The organism is Streptomyces sp. ISL-98 (assembly GCF_018614055.1).
Classification (GTDB): Bacteria; Actinomycetota; Actinomycetes; order Streptomycetales; family Streptomycetaceae; genus Streptomyces; species Streptomyces spiramyceticus.
Genome location: NZ_JAGGPB010000019.1, coordinates 291,679 through 304,356 on the forward strand (window position 1 = coordinate 291,679; position 12,678 = coordinate 304,356).

Annotated in this window: 12 protein-coding genes; 6 read left to right on the forward strand and 6 right to left on the reverse strand. The window is 70.2% G+C overall.

Going from position 1 to position 12,678, the window contains the following annotated elements; translation table 11 throughout:
* Positions 1 to 152: 152 nt before the first annotated feature.
* From acs to J7I98_RS41010, 5 genes are all read left to right on the forward strand, one after another.
* Positions 153 to 2,108 carry an acetate--CoA ligase gene (gene acs, locus J7I98_RS14350; protein WP_214921041.1) on the forward strand — a complete coding sequence of 652 codons (1,956 nt, stop codon included), beginning with the start codon at positions 153 to 155 and terminating at the stop codon, positions 2,106 to 2,108.
* A 222-nt stretch (positions 2,109 to 2,330) separates the two neighbouring features.
* Entirely contained in the window at positions 2,331 to 3,743 is a 1,413-nt protein-coding gene (gene nhaA, locus J7I98_RS14355; RefSeq protein WP_214921042.1) for a Na+/H+ antiporter NhaA, read from the forward strand.
* 68 nt (positions 3,744 to 3,811) lie between these two features.
* Entirely contained in the window at positions 3,812 to 4,270 is a 459-nt protein-coding gene (locus J7I98_RS14360) for a phage holin family protein (RefSeq protein WP_214921043.1), read from the forward strand.
* The gene (locus J7I98_RS14365; protein ID WP_214921044.1) at positions 4,267 to 5,205 is read left to right on the forward strand and encodes an alpha/beta fold hydrolase; all 939 of its coding nucleotides are present in this window, start codon (positions 4,267 to 4,269) and stop codon (positions 5,203 to 5,205) included. The genes J7I98_RS14360 and J7I98_RS14365 overlap by 4 nt, the downstream gene beginning before the upstream one ends.
* Before the next feature lie 145 nt (positions 5,206 to 5,350).
* The gene (locus J7I98_RS41010) at positions 5,351 to 5,539 is read left to right on the forward strand and encodes a hypothetical protein (protein ID WP_251020581.1); all 189 of its coding nucleotides are present in this window, start codon (positions 5,351 to 5,353) and stop codon (positions 5,537 to 5,539) included.
* 32 nt (positions 5,540 to 5,571) lie between these two features.
* On the opposite strand, the gene J7I98_RS14370 is transcribed toward J7I98_RS41010, so the two are convergent.
* From J7I98_RS14370 to nth, 4 genes are all read right to left on the reverse strand, one after another.
* A complete protein-coding gene (locus J7I98_RS14370; protein ID WP_214921045.1) occupies positions 5,572 to 6,978 on the reverse strand; it encodes a 6-phospho-beta-glucosidase in 1,407 nt (468 codons plus the stop codon).
* Between the two features lie 13 nt (positions 6,979 to 6,991).
* Complete coding sequence (locus tag J7I98_RS14375; RefSeq protein WP_214921046.1) at positions 6,992 to 8,191, reverse strand: MarP family serine protease; 1,200 nt, start codon at positions 8,189 to 8,191, stop codon at positions 6,992 to 6,994.
* 13 nt (positions 8,192 to 8,204) lie between these two features.
* Entirely contained in the window at positions 8,205 to 8,939 is a 735-nt protein-coding gene (locus tag J7I98_RS14380) for a CoA pyrophosphatase (RefSeq protein WP_214921047.1), read from the reverse strand.
* Between the two features lie 89 nt (positions 8,940 to 9,028).
* Entirely contained in the window at positions 9,029 to 9,916 is an 888-nt protein-coding gene (nth, locus tag J7I98_RS14385) for an endonuclease III (RefSeq protein ID WP_214921048.1), read from the reverse strand.
* Between the two features lie 227 nt (positions 9,917 to 10,143).
* Between nth and J7I98_RS14390 the strand changes: the two genes are divergently transcribed.
* Entirely contained in the window at positions 10,144 to 10,818 is a 675-nt protein-coding gene (locus J7I98_RS14390; protein ID WP_014046869.1) for a Crp/Fnr family transcriptional regulator, read from the forward strand.
* A gap of 118 nt (positions 10,819 to 10,936) precedes the next feature.
* Here the strand turns inward: J7I98_RS14390 and J7I98_RS14395 are convergent, their stop codons facing one another.
* On the reverse strand, positions 10,937 to 11,767 hold the full coding sequence (locus tag J7I98_RS14395; RefSeq protein ID WP_214921049.1) for an MBL fold metallo-hydrolase: 831 nt from the start codon (positions 11,765 to 11,767) through the stop codon (positions 10,937 to 10,939).
* Positions 11,764 to 12,657: an NUDIX domain-containing protein gene (locus tag J7I98_RS14400; RefSeq protein ID WP_214921050.1), complete on the reverse strand. Its 894-nt coding sequence runs from the start codon at positions 12,655 to 12,657 to the stop codon at positions 11,764 to 11,766. Before J7I98_RS14400 ends, J7I98_RS14395 begins: the two co-directional genes overlap by 4 nt.
* Positions 12,658 to 12,678: the final 21 nt, after the last annotated feature.

The following is a 12,678-nucleotide window of genomic DNA, read 5'->3' on the forward strand; positions in this document are numbered from 1 at the left end:
GGCCCTCTCGGATGCGGTCTGCCGGGCCTCTCGAATGCGGCCTGCCGCAGCTCAGAGGTCTAAACCAATTCCCGGAAGGCTCTTGTCACCCGGGCACGGGACTGATGAGCTAGGCACGGGACACACCGGACGCCCTGGGAAAGGGAGATGTCGTGAGCAACGAAAGCCTGGCCAACCTCTTGAAAGAGGAGCGCCGCTTCGCGCCGCCTGCCGAGCTGGCCGCGAACGCCAATGTCACGGCGGAGGCGTACGAGCAGGCCGAGGCGGACAGGCTGGGCTTCTGGGCCGAGCAGGCCCGGCGGCTCACCTGGGCCACCGAGCCGACCGAGACCCTCGACTGGTCGAACCCGCCGTTCGCGAAATGGTTCGCCGACGGCAAGCTCAACGTCGCGTACAACTGCGTGGACCGCCACGTCGAGGCCGGCAACGGCGACCGCGTCGCCATCCACTTCGAGGGCGAGCCGGGCGACAGCCGCGCGATCACCTACACCGAGCTCAAGGACGAGGTGTCGCGTGCCGCGAACGCCCTGACCGAGCTGGGTGTGCAGAAGGGCGACCGGGTCGCCGTCTATCTGCCGATGATTCCCGAGGCTGTCGTGGCGATGCTGGCCTGTGCCCGCATCGGCGCCGCCCACTCGGTCGTCTTCGGCGGCTTCTCGGCCGACGCCGTCGCCTCCCGCATCCAGGACGCCGACGCCAAGCTCGTCATCACCTCCGACGGCGGCTACCGGCGCGGCAAGCCGTCCGCGCTCAAGCCCGCCATCGACGAGGCCGTCGCCAAGTGCCCGCAGGTCGAGCATGTCCTGGTGGTCCGGCGTACGGGCCAGGACACCGCCTTCACCGAGGGCCGGGACGTCTGGTGGCACGACATCGTCGCCCGCCAGTCCGCCGAGCACACTCCGGAGGCCTTCGAGGCCGAGCAGCCGCTCTTCATCCTGTACACGTCCGGTACGACGGGTAAGCCGAAGGGCATCCTGCACACTTCCGGCGGATACCTCACCCAGGCCGCGTACACCCACAACGCCGTCTTCGACCTCAAGCCGGAGACCGACGTCTTCTGGTGCACGGCCGACATCGGCTGGGTGACCGGGCATTCGTACATCGTGTACGGGCCGCTGGCCAACGGCGCGACGCAGGTAATGTACGAGGGCACGCCCGACACCCCGCACCAGGGCCGCTTCTGGGAAATCATCCAGAAGTACGGCGTCACGATCCTCTACACCGCGCCGACCGCGATCCGTACGTTCATGAAGTGGGGAGACGACATCCCCGCCAAGTTCGACCTGTCCAGCCTCCGGGTCCTCGGATCGGTCGGCGAGCCGATCAACCCCGAGGCGTGGATCTGGTACCGCGAACACATCGGCGCCGGCAAGACGCCGATCGTGGACACCTGGTGGCAGACCGAGACGGGCGCGATGATGATCTCGCCGCTGCCCGGCGTCACCGAGACCAAGCCCGGATCGGCCCAGCGCGCCCTGCCCGGCATCTCCGCCACCGTCGTCGACGACGAGGCGAACGAGGTACCAAACGGCGGCGGTGGCTACCTGGTCCTCACCGAGCCGTGGCCGTCGATGCTCCGTACGATCTGGGGCGACGACCAGCGCTTCATCGACACGTACTGGTCGCGCTTCGAGGGCAAGTACTTCGCGGGCGACGGCGCCAAGAAGGACGAGGACGGCGACATCTGGCTGCTCGGCCGGGTGGATGACGTGATGCTGGTGTCCGGCCACAACATCTCGACCACCGAGGTCGAGTCGGCCCTCGTCTCGCACCCCTCCATCGCCGAGGCGGCCGTCGTCGGCGCGGCCGACGAAACCACCGGCCAGGCCATCGTCGCCTTCGTGATCCTGCGCGGTACGGCCGCCGAGTCGGACGGCCTCGTCACCGAGCTCCGCAACCACGTCGGCACCACCCTCGGCCCGATCGCCAAGCCCAAGCGGATCCTCCCGGTGGCCGAGCTGCCCAAGACACGCTCTGGCAAGATCATGCGGCGGCTGCTGCGCGACGTCGCTGAGAACCGCCAGCTGGGCGACGTCACGACTCTCACCGACTCCTCGGTGATGGACCTGATCCAGACCAAGCTGCCGAGCGCAGGCAGCGAGGACTGACCTGGGCAAAAAGCACAACCAAAGCACAACCAGAGGAAGGGCATCCGGCTCCGCGCGCCGGGTGCCCTTCCTCCTCGTATGGTGAAGATCGCCGGATATGCCCTTGCGTACCCCCGGTAGAGTGTTGGTTGCGTCAGGAACGCGTCAAAACTCGACAGGTGCGCCGGGAAGTCTGGTCGGCAACGTGCTTCATGCTGCCCACCCGACCGGAGGTCCTCGCCCGTGCCCGCGTCCACCCGCACGCCCACCCCGTCCCACGAGCGCAAATTCCTCGGACGCCTCTCGCTCCCCGAGCGCACCTTCCTCGCGGACGCACTGCGCGCCGAGACCGTCGGTGGCGTGCTCCTCCTCGTGGCCGCGATCGCCGCACTGATCTGGGCAAACACCACGCTCAGCGACAGCTACGAGTCGATACGCAGCTTCCACATCGGCCCCGCATCGCTCGGCCTCGACCTCTCCGTCCAGCACTGGGCGGCCGACGGCCTGCTCGCCGTCTTCTTCTTCGTCGCCGGCATCGAGCTCAAGCGCGAACTGGTCGCCGGTGAACTGCGCGACCCGAAAGCCGCCGCCCTCCCCGTCATAGCCGCACTGTCCGGCATGGCCGCGCCCGCCCTTGTGTACGCCCTGGTCAACGTCATCGGCGACGGATCCATGGACGGCTGGGCCGTCCCCACCGCCACCGACATCGCCTTCGCGCTCGCCGTCCTCGCGGTCATCGGCACCTCGCTGCCGTCCGCGCTGCGCGCCTTCCTCCTCACCCTGGCCGTCGTGGACGACCTCTTCGCGATCCTGATCATCGCGGTCTTCTTCACCAGCGACCTCAACTTCGCCGCGCTCGGCGGCGCCGTCGCGGGTCTCGCCGTCTTCTGGGTGCTGCTGCGCAAGCGCGTACGCGGCTGGTACATCTACGTACCGCTCGCCCTGGTGATCTGGGGCCTGATGTACAACAGCGGCGTCCACGCCACCATCGCCGGTGTCGCGATGGGCCTGATGCTGCGCTGCACCAAGGACGACGGCGAGGCTCACTCCCCCGGCGAGCACATCGAGCACCTCGTACGTCCCGTCTCGGCCGGCCTCGCCGTGCCGCTGTTCGCACTCTTCTCCGCCGGTGTCAGCGTCTCCGGCAAGGCGGTCGGCGAGGTGTTCACCCGGCCGGAGACCCTCGGCGTCGTCCTCGGCCTGGTGGTCGGCAAGGCGGTCGGCATCTTCGGCGGTACGTGGCTGGCGGCCCGCTTCACCAAGGCCGAACTCAACGACGACCTGGCCTGGCCCGACGTATTCGCCGTCGCCTCACTCGCCGGCATCGGCTTCACCGTCTCGCTGCTCATCGGCGAACTCGCCTTCGCGGGCGACGCCGGGCTGACCGACCAGGTCAAGGCGTCCGTACTCATCGGGTCGCTGATCGCCGCCGTACTTTCCGGGATCCTGCTCAAGTTGCGGGTACGCAGGTACCGCGCGCTCTGCGAGGAGGAGGAGCGCGACGAGGACAACGACGGCATCCCGGACATCTACGAGCAGGATGAGCCCGCGTACCACCTGCGGATGGCCGCGATCCACGAGGCAAAGGCCGCAGAGCACCGTCGGCTGGCGGAACTCGCGGGTGCATCACGCACCAACAGCGACAGTCCGGCATGATCTGACATCAGATCCACCATCTGCATGTGGTTGTGGATGTGGATGCAGACGAGAAGAGGGAGAGAGCGATGAGCGACCCCGTCCGCACCGCTGACAATGTCGACCGCAGCCTCGGCCAGTTGGTCGCATCGGCGACCGCCGAAATGTCCGGCCTGATCCACGACGAGATCGCGCTGGCCAAGGCCGAACTGCGGCAGGACGTCAAGCGCGTCGGCATGGGCGGCACCGCCATTGGGATCGCGGGGGTGTTCGCGCTCTTCTCCCTGCCGGTGCTGAGCTTCGCCGCGGCGTACGGCATCCACAACCTGGGGCTCGGGCTCGCCTGGTCGTTCCTGATCGTGGGCGGAGCGTTTCTGCTGCTGGCGGGCCTCCTGGCGCTGCTGGCCGTCTCGAAGTTCAAGAAGGTCAAGCCGCCGGAGAAGTCCATCTCTTCGGCCAAGCAGACCGCCGCCGTACTCCAGAGCGTCAAGCCGCACCCCCGCCAGGTCGGTGTCAAGGGCGAGGTTGTGGCACGCTCGACCTCATGACCGCCCCTGATAACGGCTCCGGCACGCCAGCTTCTGTCGTACGTCCCGATGGTCCATGGACCCACCGGGACGTCGCGGCCAATGGCGCGCGCTTCCACATCGTGGAAGCCGGTGACGGGCCGCTGGTGCTTCTGCTGCACGGCTTCCCGCAGTTCTGGTGGACGTGGCGGCACCAGCTGACCGCGCTCGCCGACGCCGGATTCCGGGCTGTCGCGATGGATCTGCGGGGCGTGGGCGGCAGCGACCGTACGCCCCGGGGTTACGACCCGGCGAACCTCGCGCTGGACATCACCGGCGTGGTGCGCTCGCTCGGGGAGCCGGACGCTGCGCTCGTCGGGCACGACCTGGGCGGTTACCTGGCGTGGACCGCGGCCGTGATGCGGCCGAAGCTGGTGCGGCGGCTCGCGGTGTCCTCGATGCCGCATCCGCGGCGCTGGCGCTCGGCGATGCTGTCCGACGTCTCGCAGTCGCGGGCGGGATCGTACGTCTGGGGGTTCCAGCGTCCGTGGCTGCCCGAGCGTCAGCTCGTCGCGGACGATTCGGCATTGGTGGGACGGCTGATCCGCGACTGGTCGGGGCCGCGGCTGCCGGAGGACGAGGACGTCGACGTATACCGGCGGGCGATGTCGATCCCGTCGACGGCGCACTGCTCGATCGAGCCGTACCGGTGGATGGTGCGGTCGATGGCGCGGCCGGACGGCATCCAGTTCAACCGGCGCATGAAGCGTCCCGTGCGGGTGCCGACGCTGCATCTGCACGGCTCGCTGGACCCAGTGATGCGCACGCGCAGCGCGGCGGGCTCCGGGGAGTACGTCGAAGCGCCGTACCGGTGGCGGCTGTTCGACGGTCTCGGACACTTCCCGCACGAGGAGGATCCGGTGGCGTTCTCGACAGAGCTCGTGAACTGGCTGAAGGATCCCGAACCCGACCGGTGAGACCGACCAGTGAGACCGGCCGCTGAGCCCGACCAGTAAGCAAAGTTGAACGCTTGTCCTACGAACAGCCAATTGCCTGGCGCATAGGCCAATTGGCCGCCCCCGAAGCGATTACGGACCTTGGGGCACGGGCAAACGTCGGGGTATGGGCTGGACGCACGACTACGGTGACGCAGCACGCAACCGCCGCTCCGCCACAGCGCTGAGCACCCACGAAGGGGGCGGTCCGCAGGATCAGGGCCACGGCCCGCCTTCCCGGGCGATGGGCATTCCACGCATTCTCCGCCGCCGGGCCCGCTGGGTCTCGGCGCGGCTCCGTCATCCTCGCGACTGAGCGTCGCGAGCATCTCGGGTGTCGCGAGCATCTCAGGTGTCGCGAATATCCTGAGTATCGCAAGTGTCGCGCCTGAGGTAGCCGAGTCCCGGATGCGCGCTGCGGTAGCCCTCCAGCAGCCGCCGCGCCACCTGGACGGAGTCGACGAGCGGATGCAGGGCGAACGCCTTCACCGCCGCCCGCTCCGACCCGCTCTCCCCCGCCTCCAGTACGCACCGCTCGACGGCCTTGACGGCGGTCACCAGGCCCGCCTCATGGCCCGTCAGCGGTGAAACGGGGGTTACGGGCCGGGCTCCGGTCGCATTGACCAGGCACGGGACTTCGATGACGGCTGCCTCGTCGAGCACGGAGAGTGTGGCGCCGTTGCGGACATTGAGGATGAGCGTGGCGCTCTCGTCGCGCGCGATGGCCCGCATCAGAGCCAGCGCGACGTACTCGTAGCCGCCCGACTCCAGGTCGTCGGCGGCGCGTTCCCCCGCGCCCGCCGCCTCCCGGTTCTCCGCCATGTACGTCGCTTCCCGCTCGGCGCGCGTACGGTCCCACGCGGCCAGGGCGCCGGACGTGCGGTCCGCCATGTCCTCGTAGAAGCGTGCCTGCTGGTCGCGGAGGAAGGCGCCGCGGGTCTGCTTCGCCTCGCGGTAGGCGGTGACCGCCTCGCGGTTGAAGTAGTAGTAGTGCAGGTACTCATTGGGCACGGAGCCCAGCGAGCGCAGCCAGTCGGCGCCGAAGAGCTTGCCCTCCTCGAATGAGGTCAGGGCCCTCTCGTCGGCGAACAAGGCCGGCAGCAAGTCGTGGTCGGGGGCGTTGTCGGCGTACAGGCCGCGGAGCCAGCCGAGATGGTTCAGGCCCACGTAGTCGAGGCGCGTCCGCGCGGGGTCGGCGCCGAGCACGCGGGCGACGCGGCGGCCGAGGCCCACGGGCGAGTCGCAGATGCCGATGACGCGCTCGCCGAGGTGGCGGGACATCGCCTCCGTGACGAGGCCCGCCGGGTTGGTGAAGTTGATGACCCAGGCGTCGGGGGCGAGCCGGGCCACGCGACGCGCGATGTCGACGGCCACCGGGACCGTACGCAGTCCGTACGCAATGCCACCCGCGCCGACGGTCTCCTGGCCCAGGACGCCCTCGGCCAGGGCGATGCGCTCGTCGGCCGCCCTCCCCTCCAGGCCGCCCACCCGGATCGCGGAGAAGACGAAGTCGGCGCCGCGCAGTGCTTCGTCGAGGTCGGTGGTGACACTCACCGACGGAGCGGACGGCACGTCCGGCGCACCCGTAACGCCGTCGGCCTGGTCGGCGAGGACCCGGGCGATGGCCGTCAGGCGGGCCGGGTCCAAGTCGTGCAGGGTGACGTGGGTGACGCGGCCCTCGGCGCGGTCGCGCAGCAGCGCCCCGTACACGAGAGGGACGCGGAAGCCGCCGCCGCCCAGGATCGTCAGACGCATGTGTGAAGGCCTCTCAGAGCGCGCATCCCTGGCTGTCGACCTGCTGGTTGGCGGCCCGGCCGAGCCGGATGTCCTCGCGGACCTCGTCGGCCGTCAGGGCGTAACCGGTGTCGGGGTCGTCGAGGGACTTGGCGAACACGACGCCGTACACCTTGCCGTCGGGGGTGAGCAGCGGGCCGCCCGAGTTGCCCTGACGGACCGTGGCGAAGAGCGAGTAGACGTCACGGCGGACCGTGCCCCGGTGGTAGATGTCCGGGCCGTTGGCGTTGATCCGGCCGCGGACGCGGGCGGAGCGCACGTCGTACGCGCCGTTCTCCGGGAAGCCCGCGACGATCGCGTCGTCGCCACTGCGGGCGTCGGTGTCGGTGAACTGGAGCGCGGGCGCCCGAAGGCTCGGTACGTCCAGGACCGCGATGTCGCGCTCCCAGTCGTAGAGCACCACCGTGGCGTCGTACCGCCTGCCCTCGCCGCCTATCTGGACGGTCGGCTCGTCGACGCCGCCGACGACGTGGGCGTTGGTCATGACGCGGCGGTTGTCGAAGACGAAGCCGGTGCCTTCGAGGACCTTGCCGCAGCTCTGGGCCGTGCCGACGACCTTGACGATGGACTTCTTGGCGCGGGCGGCGACGGGGCTGCCCGCCAGTGCCGGGTCCGGGGCCCGGACCTCGGTGATCGGCTCGTTGGAGAACGGGCTGAAGACCTGGGGGAAGCCGTTCTGCGCGAGGACCGAGCTGAAGTCCGTGAACCAGGTGTCCGCCTGCTCGGGCATCACACGCGAGACGCCGAGCAGAACTTTGGAGTTACGGACCTCCTTGCCCAGCGTGGGCAGGGAGGTCCCGGCGAGCGCGGAGCCGATCAGCCAGGCGACCAGCAGCATCGCCACGACGTTGACCAGCGCGCCGCCGGAAGCGTCCAGGGCGCGGGCGGGCGACCAGGTGATGTGTCTGCGGAGCTTGTTGCCGAGGTGGGTGGTGAAGGCCTGGCCCACCGAGGCACACACGATCACGACGATGACCGCTACGACGGCGGCTGTCGAGCTGACCTCGGAGCCGTCGGTCAGCTGGTCCCAGAGGAAGGGAAGCAGGTAGACCGCGACGAGGCCGCCGCCGAGGAAGCCGATCACCGACAGGATTCCGACGACGAATCCCTGCCGGTATCCGACAATCGCGAACCAAACCGCCGCGACCAGCAACACGATGTCCAGGACGTTCACATGAGCCACCCTGTCATGCGTGCCAGTCGAGCGGGACCTGACGGGAGCGGTCCCAGGGCCGCTCCCAGCCCGCGAAGTGAAGGATCTTGTCGATGACGCCCGCGGTGAAACCCCAGACCAGGGCGGATTCGACAAGAAATGCCGGTCCGGTGTGGCCGCGCGGGTGCACGCTCGTCACGCGGTTGGCCGGGTCCGTGAGATGCGCCACGGGGACCGTGAAAACGCTGGCCGTCTCGGCCGTATCGACCACGCCGACCGGGCTCGGCTCACGCCACCAGCCGAGGACGGGCGTCACGACGAAGCTGCTGACCGGGATGTAGAGACGCGGCAGCACGCCGAAGATCTGGACGCCGGAGGGGTCGAGTCCGGTCTCCTCCTCGGCCTCGCGGAGCGCCGCCCTCAGCGGTCCGGTCGTCTCCGGGTCGCCGTCGACGGGATCGAGGGCACCGCCGGGAAAGCTCAGCTGCCCGGCATGCGAGCGCAGGCTGCCTGCCCGCTCCATGAGCAGCAGCTCCGGCTCGCCACCGTTCCCGCTGCTGCCCTCGCCGAACAGGATCAGTACGGCCGACTGGCGCCCCGCACCGCTTTCGGGCGGCAGGAAGCGGCTGAGCTGCTCGGGGCGTACGGACCGGGCGACACGCTCCACCGGTTCGAGCCACTCGGGCAGCCCACGGCTCGTCACGGTGACCTCGGGCAGCCCGGCCGCCTCGGCCGTCCTGCCGTCGTACGTCTCGCTCCCACGTGTCATAGGCACCCCCGTCGTCACAACGCCCGTCACGGGCCGGATGGTTCCGCGTAATGCCGTCCGCGGCCGCGCAATCCGGCCGCGTAATGCCGTCACCCGGCCTGGCCCACGGGCGGCGCCGGCTTCCCGGGAGCCCCTCCCGCTTCCACATACGCCGCCGGGGGCTTCAGCCGCTGCCCCGGCTGGCCCCCCATCTCGTACTTGAGGAGCTTCTTGGCCTTCTCGGGATCCGTCTCGCCCTCACCGTACGAGGGGCACAGATGCGCGATCGGGCAGGCGCCGCACGCCGGCCTGCGCGAGTGGCAGACGCGGCGGCCGTGGAAGATCACGCGGTGCGAGAGCATCGTCCACTCGCTCTTGGGGAAGATCTCGGCGATCTCGGCCTCGATCTTCACCGGGTCGTCCTGGTCGGTCCACTTCCAGCGCCGGGCGAGCCGCATGAAATGCGTGTCGACGGTGATGCCCGGCACTCCGAACGCGTTGCCGAGCACCACGAACGCCGTCTTGCGCCCGACGCCGGGCAGCGTGACCAGGTCCTTCAGGCGGCCGGGGACCTCGCCGCCGAAGTTGTCCCTGATGGCCGCGGACAGGCCGAGCAGGGCCCGGGCCTTGGCACGGAAGAAGCCCGTCGGCCGGATGATCTGTTCCAGCTCCTCCGTGTCCGCGGCCGCCATGTCCTCGGGCGTCGGGTACTTGGCGAAGAGCGCCGGCGTCGTCTGGTTGACCCGCAGGTCGGTGGTCTGGGCGGAGAGGACCGTGGCGACCAGCAGCTCGAACGCGTTCTCGAAGTCGAGCTCGGGGTGGGCGTACGGATAGACCTCGGCCAGCTCACGGTTGATCCGGCGCGCCCGGCGGACCATGGCCAGGCGCGACTCGGACGCGGGACTCTTTGCCGCCTTGGGCAATTTGGGCACTTTTGCGGCATGCTTGGGCTGAGCCGGGGGCTGTTCGCCCACAGCGGAATTGCGGCCTTCAGTCACCTGTCCGGCCCCCTTGGCCTGCGCTCTCACCGGCGTTTTGGACACCCGGCCAGCCTAAAGCCCGGCACCGACATCCGCCCCGGTCACAGCCAATTGCCAACCCAATCGGCCCCCTGCCGCACAGTCCGGCACGCCGGTACGTCAAACTTGTGATTGATCGCACTGTTTTACCGTCCGGCATCATGGTGACCACGGTCCCCCTGAGCAGGTCGACAAGGAGAGAACTCGTGGACGACGTTCTGCGGCGCGCCCCGCTCTTCGCGGCGCTCGATGACGAGCAGGCCGCGGAGCTCCGCGCCTCGATGAGTGAGGTGACGCTCGCTCGCGGCGACGCCCTCTTCCACGAGGGCGACCCCGGCGACCGCCTGTACGTGGTGACCGAGGGCAAGGTGAAGCTGCACCGCACCTCCCCCGACGGCCGCGAGAACATGCTGGCCGTGCTCGGCCCCGGCGAGCTGATCGGTGAGCTGTCGCTCTTCGATCCCGGCCCGCGTACGGCCACCGCAACGGCCCTGACCGAGGTCAAGCTGCTCGGCCTCGGCCACGGCGACCTCCAGCCCTGGCTGAACGCACGCCCGGAGGTGGCCACGGCCCTCCTCCGCGCCGTCGCCCGCCGGCTGCGCAAGACCAACGACCAGATGTCCGACCTGGTCTTCTCCGACGTGCCGGGCCGCGTGGCCCGCGCGCTCCTCGACCTGTCGCGCCGCTTCGGTGTGCAGTCGGAGGAGGGCATCCACGTCGTGCACGACCTGACGCAGGAAGAGCTGGCCCAGCTGGTCGGCGCGTCCCGCGAGACGGTCAACAAGGCCCTCGCGGACTTCGCGGGCCGCGGCTGGCTGCGCCTGGAGGCGCGCGCGGTGATCCTGCTGGACGTGGAGCGCCTCGCGAAGCGCTCGCGCTAGTACGCGACGCGCCCGTACGACCGCAGAAAGGGCCGCCCCCTGGAACACCGGAGGGCGGCCCTTTCGCGTGCATACGGCGTACGGTCAGGCCCCCGCGCGTCCGCCCTGCCCGCGCGTCCTAGATCAGGCCGTGCTCCCGCAGATACTCCAGCTGCGCAAGCACCGAGAGCTCCGCCGCCGGCCACAGCGACCGGTCCACGTCCGCGTAGACGTGCGCGACCACCGCCGACGCGCTGACGTACCCGCTCTCGACGGCCGTCTCCACCTGCGCGAGCCGGTGCGCGCGGTGCGCCAGGTAGAACTCGATCACGCCCTGGGCGTCTTCCAGTACGGGCCCGTGCCCCGGCAGCACCGTGTGCACCCCGTCGTCGACCGTCAGCGAGCGCAGCCGCCGCAGCGAGTCGAGGTAGTCCCCGAGCCGCCCGTCCGGGTGCGCCACGACCGTCGTGCCGCGCCCGAGGACCGTGTCCCCCGTCAGTACGGCCCGGTCGGCGGGCAGATGGAAGCACAGCGAGTCAGCGGTGTGCCCCGGTGTGGGCACGACGCGCATCTCCAGGCCCCCGGTGGTGACCACGTCCCCGGCCGCCAGCCCCTCGTCCCCGAGCCGCAGCGCGGGATCCAGGGCCCGTACGGACGTACGCGTCAGCTCGGCGAAGCGCGCCGCGCCCTCCGCGTGGTCGGGGTGCCCGTGCGTGAGGAGCGTCAGCGCGACCCGCTTGCCCGCCTTCTCCGCGGTGTCGATCACGGTCCGCAGGTGTACGTCGTCGAGCGGCCCCGGGTCGATGACGACGGCCAGATCCGAGTCCGGCTCGGAGACGATCCACGTATTGGTGCCGTCGAGCGTCATCGCGGAGGCGTTGGGCGCCAGGACATTGACCGCCCGGTCGGTGGCGGGCCCGGAGAGCACCCCACCACGGGGCTGACCAGGCAGTGCGGCTGCGTCAGTCATTCGGCACCTCCCCTGCCGTCGTCCCGACGGCCTCCCGTCGTCCCGACGCGCTTGGTGAATTCATCATGGCCCGGCCAGCTCAGTACCAGCTCGTCGCCGACCAGCCGCGCCTGCGCGAGTACGGGCGTCATGTCCTGCTCCGACGCCCCCGCGAGGGCGTCGGCGGCCGTGGCGTACGGCTGGAGTGCGCGCAGCGTCGCGATCGTCGGGGGCATCATCAGCAGCTCGCCCTTGTCGTAGCCCGCCGCCGCCTCCGCCGGGCTGATCCACACGGTGCGGTCCGCCTCGGTGGAAGCGTTACGGGTCCGCTGCCCGGCCGGCAGCGCGGCCACGAAGAACCACGTGTCGTACCGCTTCGGCTCGAACTCCGGAGTGATCCAGCGCGCCCACGCGCCCAGCAGGTCGGAGCGCAGCACCAGTGACCGCCGCTGGAGGAAGTCCGCGAAGGACAGGTCCCTGGCGACCAGCGCCTGCCGGTCCGCCTCCCAGTCGTCGCCCGTGGTGTCGCTGACCACGGTGTCGGCCGTCGGGCCCGCGAGCAGCACGCCCGCCTCCTCGTACGTCTCGCGCACCGCCGCGCACACGATGGCCTGCGCCGACGCCGGGTCCACGCCCAGACGCAGCGCCCAGGCATCGAGCGAGGGCCCGGCCCAGCCCACCTGGTGGTCGTCGTCGCGCGGGTCCACGCCGCCGCCCGGGTACGCGTACGCGCCTCCGGCGAAAGCCATGGAGGCGCGTCTGCGCAGCATGTGTACGGCGGGGCCCGAATCGCCGTCCCGCAGCAGCATCACGGTCGCGGCCCGCTTCGGGGTCGCGGCCGTGAGGTCACCGTTCGCCAGGGCGCGAATCCGGTCGGGCCATTCGGGTGGGTACCACTGACCATTGGACATGGCCGGATGCTACGACCAACC

What these genes read in the sequence shown, in the direction of transcription:
- J7I98_RS14360 (WP_214921043.1), top strand. Translation starts at nt 3,812, where the DNA reads ATGAGCGACCCCGTCCGCACCGCTGACAATGTCGACCGCAGCCTCGGC.
- J7I98_RS14365 (WP_214921044.1), top strand. Translation starts at nt 4,267, where the DNA reads ATGACCGCCCCTGATAACGGCTCCGGCACGCCAGCTTCTGTCGTACGT.
- J7I98_RS41010 (WP_251020581.1), top strand. Translation starts at nt 5,351, where the DNA reads ATGGGCTGGACGCACGACTACGGTGACGCAGCACGCAACCGCCGCTCC.
- J7I98_RS14370 (WP_214921045.1), bottom strand. Translation starts at nt 6,978, where the DNA reads ATGCGTCTGACGATCCTGGGCGGCGGCGGCTTCCGCGTCCCTCTCGTG.
- J7I98_RS14380 (WP_214921047.1), bottom strand. Translation starts at nt 8,939, where the DNA reads ATGACACGTGGGAGCGAGACGTACGACGGCAGGACGGCCGAGGCGGCC.
- J7I98_RS14395 (WP_214921049.1), bottom strand. Translation starts at nt 11,767, where the DNA reads ATGACTGACGCAGCCGCACTGCCTGGTCAGCCCCGTGGTGGGGTGCTC.
- J7I98_RS14400 (WP_214921050.1), bottom strand. Translation starts at nt 12,657, where the DNA reads ATGTCCAATGGTCAGTGGTACCCACCCGAATGGCCCGACCGGATTCGC.